This is a genomic window from Streptomyces actinomycinicus, from assembly GCF_016741775.1.
GTDB classification, from domain to species: Bacteria; Actinomycetota; Actinomycetes; order Streptomycetales; family Streptomycetaceae; genus Streptomyces; species Streptomyces actinomycinicus.
The window spans coordinates 300,218-326,624 of the sequence record NZ_JAERRK010000006.1 but is presented as its reverse complement, the minus strand read 5'-3'; the positions used below and the strand labels follow the sequence as shown (position 1 = coordinate 326,624).

Sequence of the window (26,407 nt, the reverse complement as noted above, 5' to 3'; positions counted from 1 at the left end):
CTACGGCCGTCAGAGTCGGGTGACCTCCAGCTGGCCGTCCGCGTACTGCCTGCGCAGCACTTTCTTATCGAACTTGCCCACGCTCGTCTTCGGCACCGACTCGATCACCGTCCAGCGCTCGGGCAGCTGCCACTTGGCGATGCGGCCCTCCTCGGCGAGGAAGGTGCGCAGGGTCTCGAAGTCGGCGGTGGCGCCCTGCCGGAGGACGACGGTGGCCAGCGGGCGCTCGCCCCACTTGTCGTCGGGGACGGCGACCACGGCGGCCTCGGCGACGTCCGGGTGGGACATCAGCGCGTTCTCCAGCTCGACCGAGGAGATCCATTCGCCGCCGGACTTGATGACGTCCTTGGCCCGGTCGGTGAGGGTGAGGAAGCCGTCGGGCGAGATGGTGCCGACGTCACCGGTCTTCAGCCAGCCGTCCTCGCTGAACTTGTCGGCCGGGCGGAGGGGTTCGGCGTCGGGGCCGTTGTAGTAGGCGCCCGCGATCCAGGGCCCGCGCACCTCCAGCTCGCCCGCCGACTCGCCGTCCCAGGGCAGGCGTTCCCCACCGGGGCCGGTGAGGCGGCCCTCGACGGAGGCGGGGAAGCGGCCCTGGGTGAGGCGGTAGGCGAATTCCTCGTCGGTGCCCACGGCATGGGCCGGCGGGCGGGACACCGTGCCGAGGGGGGAGGTCTCCGTCATGCCCCAGGCGTGGCACACCCGCATGCCGAGCTTGTCGAAGGCGGCCATCAGGGAGGGCGGGCAGGCGGCGCCGCCGATGGTGACCTGGGTGAGCGAGGAGACGTTCCGGGGGCGTGCGGTGAGTTCGCCGAGCAGGCCCTGCCAGATGGTCGGGACGGCCGCCGCGTGGCTGGGCCGCTCGCTCTCGATCATCTCGGCGAGCGGGGCGGGCTGCAGGAAACGGTCGGGCATCAGCAGGTTGACGCCGGTCATGAAGGTGGCGTGCGGCAGACCCCAGGCGTTGACGTGGAACTGGGGCACCACGACCAGCGAGGTGTCCTGGTCGGTCAGGCCCATCGACTGGGTCATGTTCACCTGCATGGAGTGCAGGTAGATCGAACGGTGGCTGTAGACCACGCCCTTGGGCTCGCCGGTCGTGCCGGAGGTGTAGCACATGGCGGCGGCCCGGCGTTCGTCCAGCTCGGGCCAGTCGTAGGCGGTGGGCCGGCCGGCGATCAGCTCCTCGTACTCGTGCACCTGCGCGCCTGCGCCCGCCAGCGGGCCGCGGTCGCCGGGGCCGGAGACGACGATGTGCTCCACCGTCGGCAGCTGGGACAGCAGGGGCGCGAGCAGCGGGACGAGCGAGCCGTTGACGATGATCACGCGGTCGGCGGCATGCTGGACGATCCACGCCAACTGCTCCGCGGGCAGCCGCAGGTTGAGCGTGTGCAGCACCGCGCCCATGGAGGGGATCGCGAAGTAGGCCTCGACGTGCTCGGCGTTGTTCCACATGAGGGTGGCCACGCGGTCGTCGGTGTTCACCCCGAGTCCGTCGCGCAGGGCGTGCGCCAGCTGGGCGCTGCGGGCTCCGACCTCGGCGAAGGTGCGGCGGTGCGGCTCGGCCTCGCCGGTCCAGGTGGTCACCCGTGACGAACCGTGGACCGTCGACCCGTGGGTCAGGATCCTCGAGATCAACAGCGGTACGTCCTGCATGGTGCTCAGCACGGCGTCCTCCCGGGCGACATCGCCTACGCGGGTGAGTAGAGGTTGCGCTGATTCTGCTCACATACCGCGCGGTATGTCACTAGCCCAGGATGATCGATCACCCGGCGTCCCGCGGAAAACGGCCAACGGGCCGGCACCGGCTCGGGGCCGGCGTCCGGCGGAAGACCCCCTGACGGGCCGGCACGGCACGGGGCCGGCGTCCCGCGGAAAACCGCTGACGGGCCGGCACGGCGCGGGGCGGCGGCCGAAGGGAATCCGTCAACGGGCCAGCACCAGCTCGGGGTCCTCGCGGAGTTTGCCGAGCGCGCGCGACACGGCCGACTTCACCGTGCCCACCGACACGCCGAGCACCTCGGCGGTCTGCGCCTCGCTGAGGTCCTCGTAGTAGCGCAGGACGACCATCGCCCGCTGCCGTGCCGGCAGCTTCAGCACGGCGCGCCACATGGCGTCGTGCAGCGCCTGCCGTTCGGCCGGGTCGTCGTCTCCGCGCACCGGCTCCGGCTCGGGCAGCTCGTCGCAGGCGAACTCGTCCACTCTGCGTTTGCGCCACTGCGAGGTACGGGTGTTCAGCAACGCCCGGCGCACGTAGCCGTCGAGGGCCCGCTGGTCCTCGATCCGCTCCCACGCCACATAGGTCTTGGCGAGCGCGGTCTGCAGCAGATCCTCGGCATCGCTCGGGTTCGCGGTCAGGGAGCGCGCGGTGCGCAGCAGGACCGGCTGGCGGGCCCGCACGTACGACGCGAACGACGGGTAGGTGCAGGTCTGCCGCGCTGGTGCGGCGGCGGCCGAGGCGCTGGTGCAGACGGGTGTGGTCATGCCTCCACGCTAGGAGCGGACGCCGCACGGGCGGATCGGCCGCAGGTCCCGAAGCGGAGTCCCCCTCAGGTTGTAGGGGTGGGGCTGCCCCGACCTCCTGAAGGTGGAGCGGGGGTACGCCCCGTCTGGGGGTCGGACCCCGAGAACTCAGCCGTCCGCCGTCAGGACCAGCCCCGATGTCGGCACCCCGGTGCCGGCCGTCACCAGGGTACGGGCGGCTCCCGGAACCTGGTTCACGGCCGTGCCGCGCACCTGCCGCACCGCCTCCGCGATGCCGTTCATCCCGTGCAGGTACGCCTCCCCGAGCTGTCCCCCGTGGGTGTTCAGCGGCAGCCGCCGGCCGGCGACGAACTCCGCGGCCTCCCCACGGCCGCAGAAGCCGAACTCCTCCAGCTGCATCAGCACGAACGGGGTGAAGTGGTCGTACAGGATCCCCACGTCGATGTCGGCCGGGCCGAGACCGGTGGTCCGCCACAGCTGGCGGGCCACCACGCCCATCTCCGGCAGGCCGGTCAGCTCGTGCCGGTAGAAGCCGGTCATCTGCTCCTGCGCCCGGCCGGCGCCCTGTGCCGCCGCCGCGACGACGGCGGGCGGATGCCGCAGGTCCCGGGCGCGCTCCACGGAGGTGACGACGAGCGCCTGGCCGCCGTCGGTCTCCTGGCAGCAGTCCAGCAGCCGCAGCGGCTCGGCGATCCAGCGGGACGCGGCATGGTCGGCGAGGGTGATCGGGCGGCCGTGGAACCAGGCGGCCGGGTTGGTCGCCGCGTACTCCCGGTCCACGACGGCCACGTGCCCGAACGCCTCCGGCGTCAGACCGTAGGTGTGCAGGTAGCGCTGGGCGGCCATGGCCACCCAGGAGGCCGGGGTGAGCAGCCCGAACGGCAGCACCCAGCCCAGCGCGGCGCCTTCCGCCGACGGCTCCCGGTGCTGCACGCCGGCACCGAACCGGCGGCCCGACCGCTCGTTGAACGCCCGGTAGCAGACCACCACCTCCGCCACCCCCGTGGCCACCGCGAGCGCGGCCTGCTGGACGGTGCCGCAGGCCGCCCCGCCGCCGTAGTGCACCCGGGAGAAGAAGGACAGCTCGCCCATCCCGCAGGCCTGGGCCACGGTGATCTCCGGGCTGGTGTCCATCGTGAACGTCACCAGACCGTCCACGTCCGCCGGGGCCAGGCCCGCGTCGTCGAGCGCGGAGCGCACCGCCTCCACCGCGAGGCGCAGTTCGCTGCGGCCGGAGTCCTTGGAGAACTCGGTGGCGCCGATCCCGCCGATCGCTGCGCGTCCGCCGAGGGTGTCGCGGGTGCGCAGGCTCATGGGGTGACCTCCGGGACCGTGACGGTGACCGTGCCCGTGAGGCTCATGGGGTGACCTCCGGGACCGTGACGGTGACCGCGCCCGTGACATGGTGGCCGAGGCCGTTGGCGCCGACGACGTGCACGGTGGCGGTGTCGCCGTCCACCGCCTCGATCCGGCCGGTCAGCACCATCGTGTCCCCCGGGTGGTTGGGGGCCCCGAGCCGGATGGCGACCTTGCGGAGCACCGCCGTGGGGCCGAAGTGGTCGGTGACGTACCGGCCGACGAGGCCGTTCGTCGTCAGGATGTTCATGAAGACGTCCGGTGCGCCCTTCTGCCGGGCCAGCTCGGCGTCGTGGTGCACGTCCTGGTAGTCCCGGGAGGCGATCGCCCCGGCCACGATGAGGGTCCGGGTCACCGGGATCGTGAGCGGGGCCAGTTCGGTGCCCACGGTCAGTGCGGCCACGGCTCACTCCCCGCCCGGCACGGCCCGGAAGACGGGCAGGTCCAGCGGGCCGCCCGTGGTCTCGTACCGCCGGAACTCCACCCGTACGGGCAGCCCGACGCGCACCTTGTCGTACGGCGTCCCCACCACGTTGCTCACCATCCTCACGCCCTCGGCGAGTTCGATCAGCCCGACCGCGTACGGACCCGCCGGGCCGGAGGCGGCGTCGGTGAACGCCGGGAAGGGCGGGTGGTGCATGACCACGTACGAGAAGACCGTGCCCTCGCCGCTCGCCTCCACCGTGTCCCATTCCGGGCTCCCGCAGGCGTTGCAGCCCGGCAGCCAGGGGTGGCGCAGGGTGCCGCAGCCGGTGCAGCGCTGGACGAGGAGCCGGTGCTCGGCCACGCCCTGCCAGAAGCCGGCGTTGTCCCGGTTGACCACCGGGCGGGGGCGGGGCGCCGGGGGTTTCCGGCGCGCCGGGGCGTACTTGAGGATCCGGAAGCGGTGGACGCCCGCCGGCTCGCCGTTCGCCCGTACGTCCGTGCGGGTCGTGACGAAGTAGCCGGTGCCGAGTTTCGTCGTCTTGCGGCCGGAGACCGTCTCGACGACCGTGTCGAAGGTGATCTCGTCGCCCGGGCGCAGGGGCCGCAGGTACTCCTGTTCGCAGTCGGTGGCCACCACGGCGGTGCAGCCGGCCTCGTCCAGCAGGGCGAGGAGCCCGTCGTACGCGCCCGTGCGGCCTTGGTGTCCGGAGAGGCCGCCCATGGTCCAGGCCTGGAGCATGGTGGGCGGGGCGACGGCGCCGGGTCCGGAGTAGGCCGGGTTGGTGTCGCCGAGCACCTCGCACCAGTGCCGGATCATCGGCGCGTTGACGGGATCCTTGCCCACGCCGGCGACGGCGGCCGGGCGGCCCTCGAACTCCTTGAGGTGTGCTCCGAGTTCGTCGTACGTCTCGGCTGCCGGCTCCCCCGGTGTGTCCGGCTCCCCGCCCGCCGGTCCCACCGCCTGCCCCGGGTCTTCGCTCACCGCCACCCCCTGGTCGTCACTGCGGCAACAGTTTCTGACTGTCCGTCAGATATGGGGCGCTGTCAAGGCCGGGAGCCCGGCGGCCCGCCCCCGAAGGAGCCGGCGCACCCCTCCCGGAGACACCGGCGGACCGCCCCTGAGGACGCCGGCGGACCGTGGCCGGAAACGCCGGCGGACCGTGCCGGAAAACGCCGGCGCGGCGGCGCCGAAGCACCGCCGCGCAGACGCGTTACGACCCCGAAGCACACCCCACGAGCACCCTCCTCAGGAAGGCACCCGCCCGAGGCTCACCAGAGGCGGGTGAAGTGGACGGCGACGTTCTCGTTGCCCTGCTGGACGGCCGTGAACGCGGAGCCGTTGACCTGCGCGGTGTTGCTCTGGTTCGAGGCACCGGCGCCGGCCGCGTTCTGGTTCGTGGTGGACGAGTTGCCGCTGTTGTCGTGACCGACCCCGCTGCCGAGGACGGCCGCCACTCCCGCGTTCGCGCTCGATCCGTCGTCCGCGATGGCGCCGTTGTCCGCCGACGCGACACCGGTGAAGAGGGCGGCTGCGAGCGGGAGAGCGGAGATGGCGGCGAGAACGCGAGCGGTACGGATGCGTGCCATGTGTTCCTCCAGAACGAAGCACTCGGTGGCCCGAAGGCCGTAAGCGTGTGAAGTAGGGCTTGCGTCAAGGCAGTTGGCCGGCCGCCTGGACTGTCGTGGACGACGTCGCGCCATCAGAGTTGCCCACCCGATCCCCGGCGAACCACCCTGGAAGCCGCGATTCGCACGCAAGCGTGATGACAAGTCGATAAACCCTTATCGCCACCTTTAGTCACCTCTCGCCCCGACCGGAAGCAGAGCGAACTTTCGCTCCTTAGGTGACACAAGGGGTGAATCGTTACGCCACTTTTCCGGCCAATCCGGCCGGCACCGGCGCGTCACTCCGGCCCACCCTTCCCTTTTTCGAACGTACGTACGAACATGGAGGTATGGCCACCACCGACCGGCAGGCCACGACGCTGGCCCTCGCACACGCCCTGTCCGCCGCCGAACGCGGCTTGGCCGTCATCCCCCTGTCCCGCACCAAACTCCCCGCCCTGCGCTCGCCCCACCGCGACGACCCGGATCCGGCGGCACCGCCCTGCCACGGCGCGTGCGGCCGCTTCGGACACGGGGTGTACGACGCCTCCACCGACCCGGTGCGCATCCGGGAGCTGTTCGCCGCCGCCCCCTGGGCCACCGGCTACGGCATCGCCTGCGGGCTGCCGCCGTACCACCTGATCGGCGTCGACCTGGACACCAAGTCCGGCACGGACTCCTCGGCCGCCCTGCGCGAGCTGGCCCTGCGCCACCTGTTCACGATCCCGGAGACGGTCGTCGTCCTCACCCCGAGCGGCGGCCGGCACCTGTGGCTGACCGGCCCGCCGGACGTCGTCGTACCGAACTCGGCCGGGCGCCTGGCCCCCGGCATCGACATCCGCGGCGCGGGCGGCTACCTGGTCGGCCCCGGCTCCCGCACCGACCACGGCGTCTACGCCACCGCCCCCGGCACCGGCGACCTCGCCCCCGCCCCCTGTCCGGTGTCCCTGCTGCGCCTCCTGCTCCCCCCTCCGCGCCCCGGCGGCCTCCCGGCACCGCCCGCCCCCGGGGACCACGGCCGCGGACTGGTCCAGTTCGTGCTCGCCGCGCACGAGGGCCAGCGCAACACCCGTCTGTTCTGGGCGGCCTGCCGCGCCTACGAGAACGGCCTCGGCCCCACCCTGGCGGACCCCCTCACCGAGGCGGCCCGCCACACCGGCCTGACGGAACGCGAGGCCCGCGCGACGATCGCCTCGGCAGCCCGCATGACGGGCCACCACCCGTAGACGGAACCGGGCGCGGGCCAGGGAGGCCGACGAGCGAACACACCGCGGAACCACACCGCCGCGTACCCGCGTCTGCGAGGTCGAGCCGCACAGTGGCGACGGACCTTCAGGGGGCGAAATGCAGCCGAACAGCGCACCGGGCGCAGGCCTCAGCCCAGGGGAGACGGCCGCACTCCTGCTGGACAAGATCCGGCAGGGCAACGACTACGCCCGCGGCAAGAAGCAGAGGTTCCGGGGCAGCGCTTCGCTGGTCAAGATGCTGACGCTGGCGCTGTCCGCATCGTCCACGGTCATCCTGGGCCTGCAAGACCTCAACGCGTGGGCGGGCCTGGCCTTCGCGCTGGTCGCCGTGGGGACGCTGCTCGGGGCCGTCGAACCGTTCTTCGACTGGCGCTCCCGGTGGATCCTGATGGAGGAGGCGCAGTACCGGTTCCAGCGTCTGGCCGACGACCTCGAGTACCTGGTGGCGTCGACGGCCGTCGGCGACCTCACCCACGACCACCTGAGGGAGGTTTTCGACAGATACCAAGCGATCTGGGACGACCTGAGTCGCACGTGGCTGGAGCACCGGCGGGAACCGCCGCCGCCGACCAGCCCGTAGAGCGAAGCCGCCACGGCACCGCAGCCGCCGCACGCAGGCGAGGTGCTCCGCCTCCGGCACGCCCGCGGCGCCCTCGTCGGGACGTGGCCGTAGCCTGGTCGGCATGCACGATGAGCAGTGCGTACTCGACCTGCTTCGCGCCCTGGACCGTCTTCCCGGGCCGGAGCATCTGGAGTTCCCCGACGGGTTCGACCACGCGGCTGCCGGGGCACGGGCGGTCCGGCTCCAGGAGCGGCTGGGCAGGGACTTCGGGCAGCCGTGCTCCCTGGACGCGGTGCAGGACGCCAGTTGCTACTTCCGCGTGAGCATCCCGCGGCAGGCGACAGAGGCCGACGTGCACATCGCGGTGCGGCTCAGCAACTACGGCGACCTCGCCGCGGTGACCACACCGCGGCCGGACAGCCACGAGGACCTGGACCAGGCGGTGGCGGAGGGTGCGCTGTCCGGAAGAGATCGCCGGAGGGTGGAAGACGCGCTCTCCGACCTGGGCTACGTGCTGGTCCCGCTACGGCTGCTCCACCGCCTCTACGACGGCGTGACCTGGCTCGCCGACGACGTGCCCGGCGCCGTCGTGGCCGGCTACCCCCCGCACCAGGGCCGGGCCACGTGGTGGACCAGGTTCTTCGAATACCTCTGACCCCGGTTCCGGGACGGCAGCGGCCCCCGACCGGAATGCCTGGTCAGGGGCCGTCAACCACTGCGGTGGGTGTGGGATTTGAACCCACGGTGACTCGCGCCACGACGGTTTTCAAGACCGTTCCCTTAGGCCGCTCGGGCAACCCACCTTCGCTGCCGCCCACCAGGAGCGGAGCGGGTACAGCGTACCGGGATCGGCCCTGCGCCGTGCAGGCATGGTCCACTCGGGCCGGCCGTGGGCCGTCCGGCCGTGGGGACGGCGGGGAACTGGGGCCTCGTGGGATCCGGCTCCCCCGCGGTGCCCGGATCAGTTGTCGCCGACCCTCGATCCGAGCGTCAGCGTCACCGTGTGCTCCGCGCCGCCACGCTTGTAGGTGATCTCCACCTTGTCGCCCGGCTTGTGGGTCCAGATCTCGCCGATCAGGGTCGGTCCGCTGTCGATCACGTGGTCGTCGAGCCGGGTGATGACGTCACCGGGCTTGAGGCCGGCCTTGGCCGCCGGCCCGCCCGACTCGACCGCGGCGGAGCCGCTCGTGCCCTGTTCGGTGATCTTGGCGCCGTCGGTGGAGCCCTCCAGGGACACCGACGCGCCGATGCGCGCGTACACCGGCTTGCCGGACTTGATCAGCTCCTGGGCGACGTACTTGGCCTGGTTGATCGGGATGGCGAAGCCCAGGCCGATCGAGCCGGCCTGGCCGGTGCCGAAGCCGCCGCTGCTGCTGGACTGGATCGCCGAGTTGATGCCGATGACCGCGCCGGAGGCGTTCAGCAGCGGGCCGCCGGAGTTGCCCGGGTTGATGGAGGCGTCGGTCTGCAGGGCGCTCATGTACGACGGCTTGCTGGCGGAGCCCCCGTCGCTGGAGGCCACCGGACGGTTCTTGGCGCTGATGATGCCGGTGGTCACCGTGTTGGACAGGCCGAAGGGCGCACCGATGGCGATGGTCTCGTCGCCGACGGCCACCTTGTCGGAGTCGCCGAGTGCGAGCGGCTTCAGGTCCGAGGGGGCGTTCTTGAGCTTGATGACCGCGACGTCGTAGCCCTGCGCGTGGCCGACGATCTCGGCGTCGTACTTCTTGCCGTTCGGGAAGGTCGCGGAGAGCTTGCCGCCGTCCACGGCCTCCGCGACGACGTGGTTGTTGGTGACGATGTGGCCCTGGGTGTCGAAGACGAACCCGGTGCCCGTGCCGCCCTCGCCGTTGGTGCTCTCCGCCTCGATGGTGACCGTGCTGGGCAGTGCCCCGGCGGCCACGTTGGCGATCGTGCCGGGCGCGCGCTTGACCTGGGAGGCGCTGCCGTCGGAGGCGGAGACGGTGGTCGAGCCCCGGTCGTCCTGGTCCTTGGCCAGGGTGTAGCCGAGGCCGCCGCCCAGACCGCCCGCGACGAGCGCGGCCACGAGGACGGCCGCCACGAGTCCACCGCGTCCGTTGCGCGGCGGCGTGGGGGCGGGCTGCTGGTACGCGGCTCCCCAGCCGGCGGCCGGGCCGCCGGCTCCGCCGTGGCCGTAACCGGGGGACGGCGGCGGGGGCGGCCAGGAGCCGTCGGGTGCCGGGCCGGGCTGGTGCGCCGGGCCCTGGCCGGGTGCGGACGGGGCCGCCGCCGCGGGCGCAGGGTCCTGGGGTACGGGCGGGAGCTGCGCCGTCGGCTCGTTCCCCGCGGGCGCGGGGCCCTGCGGAGAAGCCGCGGGAGAGGCCACCGGCACGGGGGGTGCGGACGGGGCCGGAGGTACCACGTTGCCCTCGTTGTCGGTGCTCACAGGTCTTCTCCTCGATCCACGCCTGCTGTCGTCGGTCGCACTGGTCTGCAGTCAGCTTTTCCCACGGGCCGTCAGAGCACCATAAGCGGTGGCTGTGAGTCCGGCGGTCCTCTTTATATAGGATCTTCAACGCAAAGGTTATATAAAGGATCCGGGTGAACGCCCCGTTCGCCTCACGGACGCCTACGTGCCGCCACGTGTACCCGGCGACGGTGGCACCATGACGCGGTGACCCACGCACGACAGCACTCCATCCAGGTCGTCGCCCACCGGGGCGCCTCCGAGGACGCCCCCGAACACACCCTCGCCGCCTACCGGAAGGCGATCGAGGACGGCGCGGACGCCCTGGAGTGTGACGTACGACTGACCGCGGACGGCCACCTGGTCTGTGTCCACGACCGGCGGGTGAACCGTACCTCCAACGGCCGCGGCGCCGTCTCCGCCCTGGAACTGGCCGATCTGGCCGCTCTCGACTTCGGCTCGTGGAAGACCCGCGAGGCCTGGCGCGGACGCGACGAGGAGCCCGACTGGGAGCGTCGGCCGGAGGACCTCGGGGAGACCTCCGTACTCACCCTGGAGCGGCTGCTGGAGCTGGTCGCGGACGCCGGGCGGCGGGTGGAGCTGGCCATCGAGACCAAGCACCCCACGCGCTGGGCGGGCCAGGTCGAGGAGCGGCTGCTGACCCTGCTGAAGCGTTTCGGGCTGGACGCCCCGGCCTCGGCCGCCGAGTCCCCGGTGAGGATCATGAGCTTTTCGGCGCGCTCGCTGCACCGCGTACGTGCCGCGGCACCGACACTGCCCACGGTCTACCTGGTCCAGTTCCTCTCGCCCCGGCTGCGCGACGGGCGGCTGCCCGCGGGCGTGCACATCGCGGGCCCCTCGATCCGCATCCTCCGCAGCCACCCCGGCTACGTGGAGCGGCTGAAGCGGGCCGGCCACCAGGTCCACGTGTGGACCGTGAACGAGCCCGAGGACGTCGACCTCTGCGTGGAGATGGGCATCGACGCCATCATCACCAACCGCCCGCACGCGGTGCTGCGGCAACTGGGCCGCGGAACCGGCCACTGAACCCGACGGCCGAGAGGCCGGGAAGCGGCCACTGAGCCCGGCGGCCGAGAGGCCGCGGAACCGGCCACTGAGCCCGACGGGCGAGAGGCCGGGGACCGGCCGGATGCCCGACGGCAGCGGAGGCGCGGACGGCCGCCCGGTGGATCACCGGAGGAACGGTCGTTTCCGGCCAGGAATGAGCACTGTAAGCACAGGCTTCGTCACAGGGAGTGCTCCGGCGCGTTCGTCGTGCACACGCCCGTTTCGAATGCGTCAGCGGAAGGGGATTGGCCGGTTTCCGGTACAGGCCAATGGGGCATCCACACCGTGGCGTGGGGCAAAGGAGGTCTCGGGGGTGGCGTTGGTGGTGGCACAGGAGGTGCCGACGTCGTCGAGCATGGCCGTTCCCCACGGTCCTGCGGGCGTGGGCAAGGCGCGGCACCGGATGCGGGCGCAGTTGCGCAGCGGTGGTGTGTCGGAGTCGGTCATCGACGACGCCGTGCTGATCCTTTCGGAACTTTTGAGCAATGCGTGCAAACACGGCCGGCCACTGGGAGACGCGCCGGCCGGTGACGGCGACGTCCGCGCCGCATGGCGGGTGGACGCGCGCGGGCGGCTCGTCGTGGAGGTCACGGACGGCGGTGGTCCGACGCGCCCGGCGCCGGCCACCCCCTCGGTCACCGCGCACGGCGGCCGGGGACTGAACATCATCACGGCCCTCGCCGACGACTGGGGCGTCCGGGACGGCGTCCGGGGCGAGGTGACGGTCTGGGTGCTGGTCCACGATGACGTCCACGATCCCGATGCCGTGTGCCGGCGCGACGCCTTCGCTACGCGCGTCACGCCTTCCGCGCTGCCGGACCTGACGCTCACGGACCTCACGCCTGCGGACGTGGCACTGCCCGCTCTGGGCCGGCCGGAGCCGGGCCGCCCGGTCCAGGACCGCCCCGGCCTCGGCCTCCCGGGTCCGGGCCGGTCGGACATGTCACTGCCGGACCTGTCCGGACTGGACCTCACGGACGCGTTCGAGGACTTCGACTGAACCCGGCCGGCACCGGTCCGCCGTCCGCAGGTTCACACCACTGGCGTCGAGCGCCCGTGCGTTGTCCACAGGTTCCCGTCGGTCATGGCTCGAACGGCTAGGCTCCCGCCGTACCAGAAGAGCCGTAACCGGGAGACCCCACCATGGCCAAGAAGCGACCCCAGACGAAGGCCAAGCCGCAGCTGATCGACGGGGAGATCCCGGTTGTCGGCGCCCGCGAACCCTGCCCCTGCGGCAGCGGCCGGCGGTACAAGGCCTGCCACGGCCGGGCCGCCGCGCACGCCGTGACCGAGCTGGTGCAGCGCCCGTTCGAGAACCTGCCGGGCGAGTGCGACTGGGTCGCGCTGCGCGAGCTGGTCCCGGCCGCGACGGTCGAGCTGACCCTGAAGGACGGCCTGCCCGAGGGCGTCCCGTCGGTCACCCTGGCCACCGTCCTGCCGATGGCCTGGCCGGCGCTGCGCCGCGACGACGGCTCGGTCCTGCTCGGCCTGCAGAACGACACGGCGTCCGGCGACATCAGCCGTGACCTCGCCGACACGCTGCTGCGCGCCCTGGAGGCCGAGCCCGGCACCCCGGTGCAGGGCCGCCGCGCCCCCGCCGACGGACCGCGGCTGCAGGACCTCCTCGACGCGGAGGGCGCTTTCGAACCGGTCGTGCACAGCGGCTTCGAGTTCTGGGTGCCGGACGCGGAGAACGCCACGCCGGAGGTGACCGCCTCCCTGGAGCGGGCCAACGCCGCCGCCATCCCGACCGTGAAGCTCTTCGGGGTGGACGCCGCCTACTGGTGCGAGACCCCCGAGAAGAACCACCTGCGCTGGGTCATGCCGCACCCGGAGGAGCAGCTTCTGGACGCTCTCGCGCGACTGCACGCGGCGGGCGGCTCCAGCCTCGGCGAGGGCACCCGGCTCGTCGGTTCCTTCCGTGCTCACGGGCTCACCGTGCCGGTCTGGGACCTGCCGAGCGGGGTCATGGCCGAGGACGTGGAGAAGCCGGCCGGCGAGTTCGCCGAGCGCCTCGCCGTCGCCCTCGCGGCCACCGAGCCGCTCACCGCGGACGAGCGCCGGGCGCGCGGGGGGCTGACCAACCGGCAGGTCACGCTCAGCTGACGTCCGGACCCGCGTCTCACGGCTGAACGGTCGGTCAGCCGTGAAGCCGGGCAGCACAACAGGTGACTCCTGTCACAACTCCCGGGTTCGAGAGGGAAATCGGTGTCCGAATAAGCCGGACGGAATTTGCGAACCGCCGATCTCTTGTTACCGTTCCAATAGCCCGGTTGCTGGTGCATCCCCCGTCGCCAGCAACCGGGTCTTTCCATGTCCGCGAGCGGTGTACCACGCGTCGCCGGACATCGGCTGCCGGCTCCGCCGGATCTCAACTTCCCGGCGCGGCCGAGGAGTTGCTGCCGGAACGGAGCAGCAGCGCCCCGTCGTCGCCGCGCCCGGCGAACTCGGTGACGGCCGTGTAGGCGTCCGGTCCGCCCCGGCTGCGCTCGCGGGGCGTCTCACAGGTGGCGGGCTCGTCGTCGGCCCCGGTGGCACAGCGCATCTGCACGGTCCGGCCGCCCGGCCCCATCAGGCTCAGCACGGAGTCCAGCGACCGGCCCGTGGCATTGCGGTAGTAGGTGCGCGCCCAGGTGTCCTCGCCCTGCGTCAGCACACAGGTCTGGGCTTCGATGCCGTCGGGTGAGGTGAGTTCGGGTCCGCAGCGGGCCGCGGTGGCCAGCCCGATGCCGAGCAGGAAGGGGGAACGGCCGGCGGTCTCCGGCCGGGGCTTGGCGTCCCGGGGAGCGGCCGGCGCGGGGGCCCGCCCGGCGTCGCCCACCTGCCCCGCGGACGCCACCGCCAGCGGCAGCGCGGCCAGGGCCGCCACGACGCCCACGAGACCGAGCAGACGGAGCCTTCGCGGATCCCGTCCGCCGCGGTGCGACTGTGGGGCACGGTGTCCCCCGGAATGACGCAGCATGTGCGGAATGTAACGAGCGCGCGGGGCGTGCCCGGCCCGTCACGCCCGACACCCCTACAACTCGGGCGCGCTCACACCCGTACGAGTGAGGGCGTCGACCACGGCGTCCACCACGGCCTCCACGTCCGGCACCCACGGCGAGGCCGAGCCGGGCAGCGGGGCACGCTCCCAGCGGACGGCGCCCTGGCCGGTCTCGGACGGGGGCAGGGCGAGGTAGCCGCCCTCGCCGTGGAAGCGCAGGGAGCCGGGGACGAAGTCCTTGGCGTAGAGCAGTTCGCCGAGCTGCTCCATGGAGTAGGGCTTGACGAGCAGCGCCCAGCGGGCCGGCGAGGCGATCACCGGGCCGAGCCGCATGCCGCGCCGGTCGAGCAGGGCGAGGGCGCGGGAGGCGGCGAGCGCCGGCAGGCTGACCGCGCAGGGCGCCGCGCCGCCGGTGGCCAGGACGATCGGCGCGCCCGGCCGGTTGGTCCACCACCAGCGCACCATGCGCGGGTCGGTGGTGGCCGCGAGCAGGCCGGGGTCGAAGGGGTGGGCACCGGGCACCGTGCACTCCGGGTCGGGGCAGGCGCAGCGGGCCCGCCCCTGCGGGTCCGGGGCCACACCCGGGAGTACCGGCCACTGCCATTCCGCCGCGAAGGTCAGGGCCGCGCTGATCAGCTCAGGCCTCCCGTCGTTCCGCCTGGACAGGAGCCTGCGTCGCCTTCCGAGGATCTCGCGCATGAGCGCTCGTTCCTTTCCGTTGCACCGCTGGCAACACCGTGGACCACATCACATCATGTGTCGATCACTTCACTGTGCGTACCTATTGGCGCATCACGCCCCCGTGCACGGCATGGGGTACCCCAGGGGGTCGAGCGTTGGCCGCGTCCGCGTTCGTAGTGCGTCCATCAGAAGCACGGCTGCGGCGTGGGGTGGCGAAGTCTGGCGTTTTGCCGTCGCGCGTATTTCTCTCCGCCTCCGCCACGGGAGGATGGGGCTCGGCCGTCGGTGGCTATGACGCCCGGGTCCGTCGCCAGGTTCCGGGCGGCCCCCAACCGCCCCTGGCCTTCTCCGAGTACGTACCCATCACGACCGCTGTGACGCTCCGTCGAGCAAGGCCAGTCGACCGCAATGAACCGATACCTAAGGCAGTTTTGAGCCAACTTTCCAGTAACACAAGGGGTTCGGGCGAAAACCCACGTCCGCCCCACGGACACCAGGAATCCCGGCAGGACAATGCTGGACATCCCCTCACGAGTGCGTGTACATGTGGAGACACTGCTAGCGGCGCAGAATGACATGGGGGTTTGCGATGCTTCTGAGCAAAACGCACCGGTCTGAAAGCCGGACGCCATGAGCGCCCCGCATCCCCCGAAAGTGGCTGGAATCGATTCAGCGGTTCCCACTCCCGCACACACTGTCGCGCCCACCCCTCCCGCCTCCGGCGCCGGTCCCGCCCCGGACACCGCCGCGGTCCCCGCTCCCCACACCCCCGCCCCCGGCACTCTCCTCCAGGACCGCCTGGCCGGCTGGGTCTCGGACCTCACGACGCTCCACGAACTCACCGAGCGCCTCTCCCGCACCAGCGCTCTGGACCCCGCCCTGCAGGAGCTGCTGCGCGCCGGGGCGGCCCTCGTCGGCGCCCGGCGCGGCCTGGTCGTCCTGGAGCCCGGCGACGGACTCGGCCCGCGCACCACCCTCGGCCTCGGCCTCGGCCGCGCCGATCTCGGCCACATCGAGACCGTGCCGCCCGGCGCCCTGCCCTACGACACGAGCGGCACCGCCGAGGTCGTCCACCCGGACCTGTTCGCCGAGGACGGCCTCCATCCCCGGCACCGCGAGGTGGCCGCCCGCCTCGGCTACGCCGCCAGCTATGCGATCCCCCTGGCCTCCGACTCCGCCGGCCGCCTCGGCGCCGTCGTCTGGCTCTACGACGAACCGGCCGAACCGCACGAACGCCAGCGCCACCTCGCCGGCCTCTACGTCCGGTACGCCACCGAGCACCTCGCCCGGCTGGTCGAGGTCGAGCGCACGCGCGCGTGCGTGGCGACCATCACCGAGGAGCTGCTGCCGTCCCGGCTGCCCCGCGTGGCCGGCGTCCAGCTCGCCGCCCGGCACCGCACCGGCCCGCGCGGCGGCGGCGACTGGTACGACGCGCTGCCGCTGCCGGACGCCGCCCTCGGTCTCTGCGTCGGCTCGGTCAGCGGCTCCGGACCCAGTGCGGTCGCCGCCATGGGCCGGCTGCGCGCCTCCCTGCGCGCCTACGCCGTGATGGAGGGCGAGGACCCGGTCGCCGTCCTGTCCGACCTCGAACTGCTGCTGCGGCTGACCGAGCCCGCCCGTACGGCCACCGCCCTGTTCGCCTACTGCGAGCCCGCCCTGCGCAAGGTCACCCTGGCCGGTGCCGGGCACAGTCCGCCGCTGCTGATCGGCGAGCGGCGCACCGAGTTCGCCGAGACCTCCGTCTCCGCCCCGCTCGGCATGCTCGCCTGCTGGGAGGCGCCCAGCGTGGAGATCCAGGCGGAGGCCGGGGAGACGGTACTGCTCTACACCGACGGGCTGCTGCACCGTACCGGCGACCCGATGGACCGCGCCTTCGCCCGGCTGCACGCGGCCGCCGCCGGCGTCCCTCGCGCGCTGCGCCGCGATCCCGGCGCCGTCGCCGACCACGTCCTGCGCACCGTCCTGCCGGACGGCCCGGACACGGGGGCACCGCACGGCCGGGCGCGGGCCGGAGCGGGGGACGACAGCGAGGAGGACGTGGTCCTGCTGGCGGCCCGCTTCGACTGAGACCGACGCCACGGCGGCTGGCATGACCGGGCATAACAGGTCATCCGGCCCCGTCCGCTCCCGGTGCGACCGTACGATGATGGAGGTCCCCGCTCGGCCACAAGCAGGAGCGTCGCGGGCCCCGGGGGAGATCACAAGGCGTATCGAGGAGGATCACGTGTCCGACGAGCTCAACCCGGCCGTGCCCGATTCCGCTACCGCGGAGGGCCCGGAGACCGAGTCCGAGGAGACCGTCAAGCAGCGGAAGAACGGCCTGTACCCCGGTGTCTCCGACGAGCTGGCCGAGAACATGAAGTCCGGCTGGGCCGACACGGAGCTGCGTGACCTGAAGCCGGTCGAGCAGGCCGGACACACCGCACGCCGCCGGGCCGCGCTCTCCGCCCGCTTCCCGGGCGAGCGCCTGGTGATCCCGGCGGGCAACCTGAAGACCCGCTCGAACGACACCGAGTACCCCTTCCGCGCGGCCGTCGAGTACGCGTACCTCACCGGCAACCAGACCGAGGACGGCGTCCTGGTCCTGGAGCCCACCGCGGACGGGCACACGGAGACGATCTACCTCCTGCCGCGCTCCGACCGCGAGAACGGCGAGTTCTGGCTCTCCGGCCAGGGCGAGCTGTGGGTCGGCCGCCGCCACTCCCTCGCCGAGTCCGAGGCGCTGTACGGCATCCCGGCCGCCGACGTGCGCACGCTGGCCGACACGCTGCGCGAGGCCACCGGCCCGGTGCGCGTCGTGCGCGGGTACGACGCCGGCATCGAGGCGGCCCTGACCGACAAGGTCACCGCCGAGCGCGACGAGGAGCTGCGCGTCTTCCTCTCCGAGGCCCGCCTGGTCAAGGACGAGTTCGAGATCGGCGAGCTGCAGAAGGCCGTCGACTCGACCGTGCGCGGCTTCGAGGACGTCGTGAAGGTCCTCGACAAGGCCGAGGCGACGAGCGAGCGCTACATCGAGGGCACGTTCTTCCTCCGCGCGCGCGTCGAGGGCAACGACGTCGGCTACGGCTCCATCTGCGCGGCCGGCCCGCACGCCTGCACCCTGCACTGGGTCCGCAACGACGGCCCGGTCCGCTCCGGCGACCTGCTCCTGCTGGACGCCGGCGTGGAGACGCACACCCTGTACACCGCCGACGTCACGCGCACGCTGCCGGTCAACGGCACGTACAGCGAGATCCAGAAGAAGATCTACGACGCCGTGTACGAGGCCCAGGAGGCCGGTATCGCGGCCGTCAGGCCGGGCGCCAAGTACCGCGACTTCCACGACGCCTCGCAGCGGGTGCTCGCCGCGAAGCTCGTCGAGTGGGGCCTGGTCGAGGGCCCGGTCGAGCGGGTCCTGGAGCTGGGCCTGCAGCGCCGCTGGACGCTGCACGGCACCGGGCACATGCTCGGCATGGACGTCCACGACTGCGCCGCCGCGCGGACCGAGACGTACGTCGACGGCGTCCTGGAGCCGGGCATGGTGCTGACGGTCGAACCGGGCCTGTACTTCCAGGCCGACGACCTGACCGTGCCGGAGGAGTACCGGGGCATCGGCGTCCGGATCGAGGACGACATCCTGGTCACCGAGGAAGGCAACCGGAACCTGAGCGCCGGGCTGCCCCGGCGGTCGGACGAGGTCGAGGAGTGGATGGCCTCCCTGAAGGGCTGATCCGCGTTTCAATGGCCGGGTACCGGGGAGGTGCCCGGCCGTTCTCGTCCGCGGGGCGGTCCGCGGCCGGTCGCGCAGCACGCGCGACGGAGCCGCACGGCGACACGGTCCCGCGCCCGCACGGGGCGCCGCACTCACGGGGGTGGAAACGTGGACGACTTCTGGTCGGAGGTCGGCGTCGACCTGCATCTGGAGCCGGACTCCGCGGACGGCCGCCGGGTCGGACTGGAGCGGGCGCTCCGGAACGCCGTGCGCGACGGGCGGCTCGCCCCCGGTGCCCGGCTGCCCGCCACGCGGCGGCTCGCGGCCGATCTCGGCCTCTCCCGCGGCACCGCTAAGGCGGCGTACGACCAGCTCGTCGCCGAGGGCTACCTGACGGCCCGGCAGGGCTCCGGCACCCGGGTCGCCGAACTGCCGGCCCTCCAGGCGGAGGAACCGGGGACGGCCGCACACACGCGTGCGCCACGTTTCGACCTGCGCCCCGGCAGCCCGGACGTGGGCGCGTTCCCGGCCGCGGCCTGGCTGCGCGCCCTGCGCCGCGCCATCGCCACGGCCCCCTCGCTGGCGTACGACTACGGCGACCCCCGCGGCCGGATCGAGCTGCGCACCGCGCTCTCCGGCTACCTGGGGCGGGCGCGCGGGGTGCTGGCGCCGCCCGAGCGGATCGTCGTCACCTCCGGATACGTGCAGGGCCTCGCGCTGCTCACGCGCGTCCTGGACGGTGCCGCCGTCGCCATGGAGGACCCGGGGCTGCCCTTCCACCGGGAGGTGGTGCGGCACAACGGCGGCACCGTCCTGCCGGTACCGGTCGACGCGCGCGGGGTGCGGCCCGAGGAGCTGGGGAAGGCGGCGGCCGTGGTGGTCACGCCGGCCCACCAGTACCCGACCGGGGTGACCCTGCACCCCGAGCGGCGGCGGGCGCTCACCGACTGGGCACGCGTGCGGGGCGGGCTGATCGTGGAGGACGACTACGACGGCGAGTTCCGCTACGACCGCCAGCCGGTCGGCGCGCTGCAGGGCATGGCCCCCGGTCAGGTGGTCTACCTCGGCACCGCGTCCAAGACGCTCGGGCCCGCGCTGCGGCTCGGCTGGATGGTGCTGCCGCCGCACCTGGTCGACGCGGTCGCCGAGGCCAAGCTGCACAGTGACCACCACACCGAGACCATCGGCCAGCTCGCGCTCGCCGAGCTGATCGGCAGCCACGCCTACGACCGGCACGTGCGCGCGTGCCGGCTGCGCTACCGGCGGCGCCGGGACCAGTTGCTGGACCGGCTGGGCGCGCACCGGAGCGTGCGCGGGATCGCGGCAGGGCTGCATGCGCTGATCGACGTGCCGGACGAGTCCGCGGTGCTGGCCCGTGCGGAGGCGCACGGCCTGGCTCTCGGCGCCCTGGGCACCCATTGGCACGCCCAGGGCGCCGGCCGGCCGCAGGGTCTGGTCGTCGGCTACGGAACGCCGCGGGAGCGGGCGTACCCGGAGGCGCTGGAGGTGCTGGCGAAGGTGCTGGAGGCACGCGCCTGAGCCACCGGCACCGGGCCACCGCCGGGGAGGCGCCGGGTGGTTGCCGGGGGTGCCGGGGGTGCCAGGCGGCTGCCGGGGAGGCGCCGGGCGGCTGCCGGGGAAGTGACGGGCAGGCCGGGGAGGTGCCAGGCGGCTGCCGGGAAGTGACGGGCGGCTGCCGGGGAGGCGCCGGGTGGTTGCCGGGGAAGTGAAGGGCGGGCCGGGGAAGTGTCGGGCCCGGGGGCCGGCCGCGGGGGCTTCCTCAGCCGGCCGGATCGCGCTCGTGCAGGATCTTCTGGAAGAGCCGGCAGTCCCGCCAGGCGCCGTCGATGTGCAGGTACTCCGGGGCCTCGCCGATCGGTTCGAACCCGCACTTGCGCAGCACCCGCTGCGATCCGGTGTTCTCCAGCAGCGTGGACGCCTCGATCCGGTGCAGCCCGGCCGCGTCCCGGCCGATCGCGCACATCCGCGCCACGGCGGCACTGGCCAGTCCGCGGTTCTGCTGGTCGGCGGCGACCCAGTAGCCGAGGTGGGAGCTGCAGAAGGGGCCCCGGACGATGCCCGTCAGGGTGAAGGTGCCGACGATCCGGCCGTCCGCCGCCTGCAGCACGCAGGGCACCGCCGTCCCCGCGGCGAACTCGCCCAGCAGCCCGGCGATCCGCGCCCGCTGCTCGCCGGCGGTGAAGAAGGAATCCGGCCGGCGCGGCTCCCACGGCGCGAGATGCGCGCGGTTGGCGGTGTAGGCCACGGCCAGTGCGTCGGCGTCGGAGCGTTCGAGGAGCCGCAGCGTCACCCCGGCCGCTATGTCCTCACTGTCGATCTGCATGCGCTCACTATGCCGTGCGCCCGGGGAGTCACGCGGTGAGCAGTGAAGGGTCCTTCTTCCACTTGAGGATCTTGTCGAAGCTGACCACCGTCCCGCCCCGGCCCGGCTTGGCGCCGATGTGGACGTGGTCGGCGAGTTCCCGGATCAGACAGAGGCCGCGGCCGTGCTCGGCGTCGGGGCGGGGAGGCCGCAACTCCTGGGTGCGGGCGAAACCCGGCCCGGAATCCGCCACTTCGATCCGGCACTTCTCGCCGTCGAGGTACGCGGTCACCCGGTACGCCTCCGAGGTGCCGGCCGCGGCGTTCCCCCCGTGCTCGACGGCGTTCGCGCAGGCCTCGCTCAGGGCGACCGACAGGTCGTACGAGATCTCGGGGTCGACGCCCGCCGTCTCCATGGTGCCGATCAGCAGCCGCCGGGCGAGCGGCACGCTCGCGGCCTCGCGCCGCAGATGGAGTGACCACCAGATGCTCATGCTCCAGCCTCCTGGCTGCGGCTCGACATACCGTTACGTATTGCCGCCCGTGAGCGGCCGTAAGCACTCCGTCGACGTGACTCCGCCCATACGGCCGATGCGCCGGGGGAGGAATCGGTGTATGAGGGACGGCGCAGACGACCTGCCGTGTGCGGTGGATGACGGCAGTGCGATGATGAGGCCGCCATGTCTGCCCCCCACCCGCGCACGGCGCGTCCCGGAGCCGGGCTCCGGATCCTGCGGGCCGCGGTGTTCGCCGCGGTCTGCGTCGCGCTGGCCGCGTGCGGGCACACCCTGGCCTCGTGCACGAGCGTGCCGTGGTGGACGCTCGGCGCGGGCTTCCTCGGCTCCCTGCTGCTCGTGGCACCGCTCGCCGGGCGGGCCCGCTCACTGCCGGGCATCGCCGCACTCCTCACCTGCGGCCAGACCGCACTGCACACGGTGTTCGGGCTGGGCCAGCACGGGGCCGCGACGGTCTCCGGCGCGATGCCGATGCCGATGCCGACGGGCGCTGCCGGCGGCGGGGCGCTGAGCGACAGCGCGCTGGTCGAGCGGGCCACGCGGCTGCTGTGCGGTTCGACGCCGGCTTCCCTCACCCCGGGACACGCCTTCCGGCTGCTGCTCGACGCGCGTCTCGTCGACCGCTCGGGCCGGCCGACGGGCGCCCCGGGCATGGAGCACGCGCACGACGTCGCCGGCGCCTCGGCCGGCCTGCTGCCCTCGCTGCCGATGCTGCTCGGCCACGTCCTCGCGGCCGTCGCCGCCGGCTGGCTGCTGCGCCGCGGGGACCTGGCGGTGCTGCGGCTGATCGAGCTGTCGGCGCATGGAGTCACGGAAGGGGCGCTCGTACGGTCCCTGCGCGCCGCGCTCGCGCTGACGCGCGCCCTGTGCGCCGGACTGCTCCCCGCCGCCGGACCGGGCCCGCGCGCCCGGCGCACCGGCCGGGACGAGACACCGGCCCCGCCCACCGCCGCACTCCAGCACACGGTGATCCGGCGCGGCCCGCCCGCCGCCGCGTTCCTGCTCGCCGCCTGAGGCGACCACCGCTCCACACAGTCCGGTGGCCGCCCACGTGCGGCACGCGCGCGTGCGCGTTCTTTCCCGCGGTACGGCCAAGACGCCGGCCCCGCGCGCGTATCCCTCTTCACCACCGGATCTCATACAGAGTGGAGTACTTCCTTCCATGAAGGCTTCTCGTATCGCCGCCGCCGCTGCCGTCGCGGGCTCGGCCGTCCTCGTCCTGTCCGCCCCCGCCTTCGCGCACGTCACCGTGCAGCCCGAGGGCGCCGCGGCCAAGGGCGGCTACGCGGTCGTCGACTTCAAGGTCCCCAACGAGCGCGACGACGCCTCGACCACCAAGGTCGAGGTGAACCTCCCGGCCGACCACCCGATCGCCTCCGTGATGCCGCAGCCGGTCCCCGGCTGGAAGGTCCAGGTCACCAAGTCCAAGCTCGACAAGCCGCTGACCATGCACGGCGAGAAGATCGACGAGGCCGTCACCAAGGTCACCTGGACCGCCGACGGCAAGGGCATCGAGCCCGGCTACTTCCAGAAGTTCCCGCTCTCGCTGGGCGCCCTGCCCGAGGACGCGGACCATCTCACCTTCAAGGCGATCCAGACGTACTCCGACAAGGAAGTCGTGCGCTGGATCGAGGAGCCGCAGGAGGGCCAGGAGGAGCCGGAGAACCCGGCCCCGGTGCTGGAGCTGTCGGCCGCGACCGGTGACCACCACGGCTCGGCGAGCGCCGAGAACGCGGCCGAGAAGACCGAGAAGACCGCCGCCTCGGACTCCGGCTCCGACGACGGCAGCGACACCACCGCGCGCGTGCTCGGCGTGGTCGGCATCGTCGTCGGTGCCGCGGGCGTGGCCTACGGCGTCCTGGCGGGCCGCCGCCGGGCCGCCTGAGCCCTTCGCTCCGCAGCGCGTGCCGGGTGTCGTGCGACGCTTCGTACGACCCCGGTGCGCGCCGGATCTCACACATCTGGGACATTTTTATGCGCAAGAAGACGTTCGCCGCGGCCACGCTGCTCGCCGCCGCCCTGACCCTCTCCGCCTGCGGCAGCGGCGACGACGACACGTCGTCCGTGGCCGTGGTGTCCGGGGGGTCCGACACGGGCAAGGCCGCCGTCGTCCTCGACCAGCCGTTCGCCAAGCCGGACCTGGTCCTCACCGACACGCACGGCAAGAAGTACGACCTCCGCAAGGAGACCGAGGGCCACCCGACCCTCGTCTACTTCGGCTACACGCACTGCCCCGACATCTGCCCGACCACGATGAGCAACATCGCCGTGGCCAAGAAGGCGCTGCCCAAGGCCGACCAGGACGACCTGCGGGTCGTGTTCGTCACCACCGACCCCGGCCGTGACACCCCCACCGAGCTGGGCAGGTGGCTCAAGGGCATCGACACCCAGTTCATCGGCCTGACCGGCGACTTCAGCACGATCAAGGCCGGCGCCAGGACCGTCGGCATCAGCGTCGAGCCGACGACGAAGGACAAGAACGGCAAGCTCGTCTCCGTGCACGGCACCCAGGTCATCGCCTTCTCGCCGAGGACGAACGCCGGCTACGTGCTCTACGGCGAGCGGGCCACGGTCGACGACTACACCAAGGACCTGCCCAAGCTCGTCGAGGGAGCCAAGCCGTGAGGCGCTGCGCCGTCCTGGGCGCGGTCGCGCTCGCCGGTGCCCTGGCCCTCACCGGATGCTCCGGTTCCGGGTCGCACGCCGGGTCCGGGGCCGGGGCCGGCAAGGCCGAACTGTCCGTCAGCTCGTCCTACATGCCCCAGCCGGTCTCCGCCGACATGGCCGCCGGCTTCCTCACGATCACCAACAAGGGCGGCGCCGAGGACGAGCTGACCTCGGTCAGCAGCGACGTCGCCGGCGAGGTCACCATGCACAGCACGGTCGGCGGTGCCATGGCGGAGAAGTCCTCCTTCGCCGTACCGGCCCACGGCCGCCTCGTGTTCCGCAGCGGTGGCAACCATCTGATGTTCGAGCAGCTGAAGCGCGCGCCGAAGCAGGGCCAGAAGGTCACCGTGAAACTGACGTTCGCCAAGTCCGGGCCGGTCACCGTCGAGATGCCGGTGGAGTCCGCCACGTATCACCCGTCGACCGGACACTGAGGGAGGGACCACCGTGACCCGGACCATCACCCCCCGCCTGCGGACCCTGGTGCTGCTGCTCCTGGCCGTCACCGGCGCGCTGCTGGCCGGCGCCGGACCGGCCTCCGCGCACGCGGCACTGACCGGCAGCGACCCCGCGCAGGGGGTGGTGACCGACAAGGCGCCCACCCAGGTGTCGCTCACCTTCTCCGAGAAGGTGGCGATGAACGACGACTCGCTGCGCGTCCTCGACCCCAAGGGCAAACCGGTCCAGACGGGCGGACCCGCCAACGTGAGCGGCACCACCTACGCCGTGAAACTCAAGAGCGGCCTGGCCAAGGGCACGTACACCGTCACCTACCAGGTCGTCTCGGCGGACAGCCATCCCGTCGCCGGCGCCTACACCTTCTCCATCGGGGCGCCCTCGGGGACCGTCGTCTCCGGCGCCGGACCGGAGGCGGGCGGCGGAGTCGTGGGCGGCCTCTACGGATTCGGCCGGTACGTGTCGTACGCCGGCTTCATCGTGCTCGCGGGCGGCGCGGCCTTCGTGCTCGGCTGCTGGCAGCGCGGTGCCGGAGTGCGGGCCCTGCAGCGGCTGGTCGTCGGCGGCTGGGTCGCGCTGACGGCGGCCACCCTGTGGCTGCTGCTCCTGCGCGGCGCGTACACCACCTCGGGCAGGCTCGCCGACGTCCTCGACCTCGACCTGCTCGGCCAGGTGCTGCAGACCAAGACCGGTGCCGCACTGATCTCCCGGCTGCTGCTGCTCGCCGCCGCCGCGCTGTTCGTCGCCGTCCTCCTCGGCGCCTGGACCCGGCGCGAGGAAGGCCCGGAGAAGCGCGACCTCACCTTCGGGCTCGCCATCGGCGGGGTGGTCGTCGCGGCCGGGCTCGCGACCAGCTGGGCCATGGCCGAGCACGCGTCCACCGGCCTCCAGCCGGGCCTCGCCATGCCGGTCGACGTGATCCATCTGCTGGCCGTCGCCGCCTGGCTGGGCGGTCTGACCGCCCTGCTGACCGCCCTGTACCGGGCGCCCGCCGACACCCCGCTCGAGGCCGCCGCCGTCCGCCGCTTCTCCCGGGTGGCCTTCGGCGCCGTCCTCACGCTCGTCGCCACCGGCGTCTACCAGTCCTGGCGGCAGCTGGGCTCCTGGTCTGCGTTCACCGAGACCCGGTACGGGCAGCTGCTTCTGGTCAAGATCGGGCTGGTGGCGGTGCTGGTCGGCATCGCGGCGGTGTCGAGGCGGTGGACGACCCGGCTCACGGACCCGGTCACCCGCGGCGGCAAGGCCACCGGCGGCGGCACGTCGTCCGGCGGCGCCACGTCGTCCAGCGGCGGCACGTCGTCCAGCGGCGGCAAAGGCAATGGCGCGGGGGACTCCCAGCGGGTCGCCCAGCTCGCCCGGCAGCGCGCGGCCGTCGACGCCGCCCGGCAGAAGCAGCTCCGGGACGCCGACCCGAACCGCTTCGGCCTGCGCCGCTCGGTGCTCGCCGAGGCCGGCGTCGCCGTGGTGCTGCTCGCCGTCACCACGGCGCTCACCCAGACCGAGCCGGGCCGCACCGAGCAGGAGGCCAAGGCGGCCACCTCGTCCTCGTCCCGGTCCGGCACCTCGTCCACGTCCGGCGCCCTCACCCTCGACATGCCGTTCGACGCCGGCGGCACCGACGGCAAGGGCGTCGTCACCATCGACCTCGACCCCGCCCGCGTGGGCGGCAACGAGATGCACGTGTACGTCCAGCGGCCCAACGGCCGGGCCTTCGACGTCCCGGAGGTGAAGGTCTCCTTCACCCTCGAGGCGAAGAAGATCGGCCCGCTCCCGGTGAACCCCGACCACATCACCACCGGCCACTGGTCGGCGGGCGCGGTGCAGATCCCCATGGCCGGTGACTGGAAGGTCGCCGTCACGGTCCGCACCTCCGACATCGACCAGGTGACCGTCTCCAAGAACGCGCAGATCGGCTGACC

The 26,407-nt window shown here is 72.9% G+C and carries 24 protein-coding genes, 1 tRNA gene and 1 pseudogene; 14 read left to right on the top strand and 12 right to left on the bottom strand.

The window, feature by feature from the left end:
* Nucleotides 1-9: 9 nt before the first annotated feature.
* The 6 genes from JK359_RS15355 to JK359_RS15330 all read right to left on the bottom strand — a co-directional run bounded on the left by JK359_RS15355 (nt 10) and on the right by JK359_RS15330 (nt 5,850).
* On the bottom strand, nt 10-1,665 hold the full coding sequence (locus JK359_RS15355; RefSeq protein ID WP_201835880.1) for a long-chain fatty acid--CoA ligase: 1,656 nt from the start codon (nt 1,663-1,665) through the stop codon (nt 10-12).
* 258 nt (nt 1,666-1,923) lie between these two features.
* The gene (locus JK359_RS15350; protein ID WP_201835878.1) at nt 1,924-2,481 is read right to left on the bottom strand and encodes a SigE family RNA polymerase sigma factor; all 558 of its coding nucleotides are present in this window, start codon (nt 2,479-2,481) and stop codon (nt 1,924-1,926) included.
* 147 nt (nt 2,482-2,628) lie between these two features.
* Nucleotides 2,629-3,795: a lipid-transfer protein gene (locus JK359_RS15345; RefSeq protein WP_201835876.1), complete on the bottom strand. Its 1,167-nt coding sequence runs from the start codon at nt 3,793-3,795 to the stop codon at nt 2,629-2,631.
* A gap of 43 nt (nt 3,796-3,838) precedes the next feature.
* Nucleotides 3,839-4,231 (bottom strand): MaoC/PaaZ C-terminal domain-containing protein, encoded by a 393-nt coding sequence (locus JK359_RS15340; protein ID WP_201836053.1) that lies wholly within the window; start codon nt 4,229-4,231, stop codon nt 3,839-3,841.
* A 12-nt stretch (nt 4,232-4,243) separates the two neighbouring features.
* Complete coding sequence (locus JK359_RS15335) at nt 4,244-5,221, bottom strand: bifunctional MaoC family dehydratase N-terminal/OB-fold nucleic acid binding domain-containing protein (protein ID WP_201836054.1); 978 nt, start codon at nt 5,219-5,221, stop codon at nt 4,244-4,246.
* Nucleotides 5,222-5,532: 311 nt separating this feature from the next.
* The gene (locus tag JK359_RS15330; RefSeq protein ID WP_201835874.1) at nt 5,533-5,850 is read right to left on the bottom strand and encodes a hypothetical protein; all 318 of its coding nucleotides are present in this window, start codon (nt 5,848-5,850) and stop codon (nt 5,533-5,535) included.
* Nucleotides 5,851-6,218: 368 nt separating this feature from the next.
* On the opposite strand from JK359_RS15330, the gene JK359_RS15325 reads away from it, so the two are divergent.
* From JK359_RS15325 to JK359_RS15315, 3 genes are all read left to right on the top strand, one after another.
* On the top strand, nt 6,219-7,094 hold the full coding sequence (locus tag JK359_RS15325) for a bifunctional DNA primase/polymerase (RefSeq protein ID WP_201835872.1): 876 nt from the start codon (nt 6,219-6,221) through the stop codon (nt 7,092-7,094).
* A gap of 118 nt (nt 7,095-7,212) precedes the next feature.
* Complete coding sequence (locus JK359_RS15320) at nt 7,213-7,695, top strand: DUF4231 domain-containing protein (RefSeq protein WP_201835870.1); 483 nt, start codon at nt 7,213-7,215, stop codon at nt 7,693-7,695.
* 103 nt (nt 7,696-7,798) lie between these two features.
* Complete coding sequence (locus JK359_RS15315; protein WP_201835869.1) at nt 7,799-8,332, top strand: hypothetical protein; 534 nt, start codon at nt 7,799-7,801, stop codon at nt 8,330-8,332.
* 63 nt (nt 8,333-8,395) lie between these two features.
* On the opposite strand, the gene JK359_RS15310 is transcribed toward JK359_RS15315, so the two are convergent.
* Both JK359_RS15310 and JK359_RS15305 read right to left on the bottom strand, forming a co-directional pair.
* Nucleotides 8,396-8,480: transfer RNA gene (locus JK359_RS15310), tRNA-Ser, on the bottom strand.
* A 158-nt stretch (nt 8,481-8,638) separates the two neighbouring features.
* The gene (locus JK359_RS15305; RefSeq protein ID WP_201835867.1) at nt 8,639-10,084 is read right to left on the bottom strand and encodes a S1C family serine protease; all 1,446 of its coding nucleotides are present in this window, start codon (nt 10,082-10,084) and stop codon (nt 8,639-8,641) included.
* 228 nt (nt 10,085-10,312) lie between these two features.
* On the opposite strand from JK359_RS15305, the gene JK359_RS15300 reads away from it, so the two are divergent.
* The 3 genes and pseudogenes from JK359_RS15300 (at nt 10,313) to JK359_RS15290 (ending at nt 13,279) form a co-directional block, all read left to right on the top strand.
* Nucleotides 10,313-11,152, top strand: coding sequence for a glycerophosphodiester phosphodiesterase (locus tag JK359_RS15300; protein WP_201835865.1), 840 nt, complete (start codon nt 10,313-10,315; stop codon nt 11,150-11,152).
* Between the two features lie 247 nt (nt 11,153-11,399).
* Nucleotides 11,400-12,017, top strand: a pseudogene (locus JK359_RS15295) (ATP-binding protein); the annotation flags it as partial.
* Between the two features lie 299 nt (nt 12,018-12,316).
* The gene (locus JK359_RS15290) at nt 12,317-13,279 is read left to right on the top strand and encodes a DUF5926 family protein (protein ID WP_201835862.1); all 963 of its coding nucleotides are present in this window, start codon (nt 12,317-12,319) and stop codon (nt 13,277-13,279) included.
* A gap of 265 nt (nt 13,280-13,544) precedes the next feature.
* Here the strand turns inward: JK359_RS15290 and JK359_RS15285 are convergent, their stop codons facing one another.
* Both JK359_RS15285 and JK359_RS15280 read right to left on the bottom strand, forming a co-directional pair.
* Entirely contained in the window at nt 13,545-14,033 is a 489-nt protein-coding gene (locus tag JK359_RS15285; protein WP_201836051.1) for a hypothetical protein, read from the bottom strand.
* Between the two features lie 156 nt (nt 14,034-14,189).
* Complete coding sequence (locus tag JK359_RS15280) at nt 14,190-14,855, bottom strand: bifunctional DNA primase/polymerase (protein ID WP_201835860.1); 666 nt, start codon at nt 14,853-14,855, stop codon at nt 14,190-14,192.
* 612 nt (nt 14,856-15,467) lie between these two features.
* Here JK359_RS15280 and JK359_RS15275 point away from each other — a divergent pair.
* From JK359_RS15275 to pdxR, 3 genes are all read left to right on the top strand, one after another.
* The gene (locus tag JK359_RS15275) at nt 15,468-16,904 is read left to right on the top strand and encodes a PP2C family protein-serine/threonine phosphatase (protein WP_201835858.1); all 1,437 of its coding nucleotides are present in this window, start codon (nt 15,468-15,470) and stop codon (nt 16,902-16,904) included.
* Between the two features lie 157 nt (nt 16,905-17,061).
* Nucleotides 17,062-18,546: an aminopeptidase P family protein gene (locus JK359_RS15270; protein WP_201835857.1), complete on the top strand. Its 1,485-nt coding sequence runs from the start codon at nt 17,062-17,064 to the stop codon at nt 18,544-18,546.
* 150 nt (nt 18,547-18,696) lie between these two features.
* Entirely contained in the window at nt 18,697-20,067 is a 1,371-nt protein-coding gene (gene pdxR, locus JK359_RS15265) for a MocR-like pyridoxine biosynthesis transcription factor PdxR (RefSeq protein ID WP_201835856.1), read from the top strand.
* 241 nt (nt 20,068-20,308) lie between these two features.
* On the opposite strand, the gene JK359_RS15260 is transcribed toward pdxR, so the two are convergent.
* On the bottom strand, nt 20,309-20,872 hold the full coding sequence (locus JK359_RS15260; protein ID WP_201835855.1) for a GNAT family N-acetyltransferase: 564 nt from the start codon (nt 20,870-20,872) through the stop codon (nt 20,309-20,311).
* A 28-nt stretch (nt 20,873-20,900) separates the two neighbouring features.
* On the bottom strand, nt 20,901-21,344 hold the full coding sequence (locus JK359_RS15255) for an ATP-binding protein (RefSeq protein ID WP_201835854.1): 444 nt from the start codon (nt 21,342-21,344) through the stop codon (nt 20,901-20,903).
* A gap of 186 nt (nt 21,345-21,530) precedes the next feature.
* On the opposite strand from JK359_RS15255, the gene JK359_RS15250 reads away from it, so the two are divergent.
* The 5 genes from JK359_RS15250 (at nt 21,531) to JK359_RS15230 (ending at nt 26,405) form a co-directional block, all read left to right on the top strand.
* Nucleotides 21,531-22,379, top strand: coding sequence for a hypothetical protein (locus tag JK359_RS15250; protein WP_201835853.1), 849 nt, complete (start codon nt 21,531-21,533; stop codon nt 22,377-22,379).
* Between the two features lie 148 nt (nt 22,380-22,527).
* A complete protein-coding gene (locus tag JK359_RS15245; RefSeq protein WP_201835852.1) occupies nt 22,528-23,250 on the top strand; it encodes a YcnI family copper-binding membrane protein in 723 nt (240 codons plus the stop codon).
* A gap of 89 nt (nt 23,251-23,339) precedes the next feature.
* Nucleotides 23,340-23,990, top strand: coding sequence for an SCO family protein (locus tag JK359_RS15240; RefSeq protein WP_201835851.1), 651 nt, complete (start codon nt 23,340-23,342; stop codon nt 23,988-23,990).
* A complete protein-coding gene (locus JK359_RS15235; RefSeq protein WP_201835850.1) occupies nt 23,987-24,466 on the top strand; it encodes a copper chaperone PCu(A)C in 480 nt (159 codons plus the stop codon). Before JK359_RS15240 ends, JK359_RS15235 begins: the two co-directional genes overlap by 4 nt.
* Nucleotides 24,467-24,479: 13 nt before the next feature.
* Nucleotides 24,480-26,405 carry a copper resistance CopC/CopD family protein gene (locus JK359_RS15230; protein ID WP_201835848.1) on the top strand — a complete coding sequence of 642 codons (1,926 nt, stop codon included), beginning with the start codon at nt 24,480-24,482 and terminating at the stop codon, nt 26,403-26,405.
* Nucleotides 26,406-26,407 lie beyond the last annotated feature (2 nt).

Bases quoted from the DNA above. Each gene is read 5' to 3' on its own strand.
- JK359_RS15275 (WP_201835858.1), top strand. From the start codon at position 15,468: ATGAGCGCCCCGCATCCCCCGAAAGTGGCTGGAATCGATTCAGCGGTT.
- JK359_RS15280 (WP_201835860.1), bottom strand. From the start codon at position 14,855: ATGCGCGAGATCCTCGGAAGGCGACGCAGGCTCCTGTCCAGGCGGAAC.
- JK359_RS15245 (WP_201835852.1), top strand. From the start codon at position 22,528: ATGAAGGCTTCTCGTATCGCCGCCGCCGCTGCCGTCGCGGGCTCGGCC.
- JK359_RS15345 (WP_201835876.1), bottom strand. From the start codon at position 3,795: ATGAGCCTGCGCACCCGCGACACCCTCGGCGGACGCGCAGCGATCGGC.
- JK359_RS15260 (WP_201835855.1), bottom strand. From the start codon at position 20,872: ATGCAGATCGACAGTGAGGACATAGCGGCCGGGGTGACGCTGCGGCTC.
- JK359_RS15290 (WP_201835862.1), top strand. From the start codon at position 12,317: ATGGCCAAGAAGCGACCCCAGACGAAGGCCAAGCCGCAGCTGATCGAC.
- JK359_RS15250 (WP_201835853.1), top strand. From the start codon at position 21,531: ATGTCTGCCCCCCACCCGCGCACGGCGCGTCCCGGAGCCGGGCTCCGG.
- JK359_RS15320 (WP_201835870.1), top strand. From the start codon at position 7,213: ATGCAGCCGAACAGCGCACCGGGCGCAGGCCTCAGCCCAGGGGAGACG.
- JK359_RS15240 (WP_201835851.1), top strand. From the start codon at position 23,340: ATGCGCAAGAAGACGTTCGCCGCGGCCACGCTGCTCGCCGCCGCCCTG.
- JK359_RS15325 (WP_201835872.1), top strand. From the start codon at position 6,219: ATGGCCACCACCGACCGGCAGGCCACGACGCTGGCCCTCGCACACGCC.
- JK359_RS15315 (WP_201835869.1), top strand. From the start codon at position 7,799: ATGCACGATGAGCAGTGCGTACTCGACCTGCTTCGCGCCCTGGACCGT.
- JK359_RS15255 (WP_201835854.1), bottom strand. From the start codon at position 21,344: ATGAGCATCTGGTGGTCACTCCATCTGCGGCGCGAGGCCGCGAGCGTG.
- JK359_RS15330 (WP_201835874.1), bottom strand. From the start codon at position 5,850: ATGGCACGCATCCGTACCGCTCGCGTTCTCGCCGCCATCTCCGCTCTC.
- JK359_RS15350 (WP_201835878.1), bottom strand. From the start codon at position 2,481: ATGACCACACCCGTCTGCACCAGCGCCTCGGCCGCCGCCGCACCAGCG.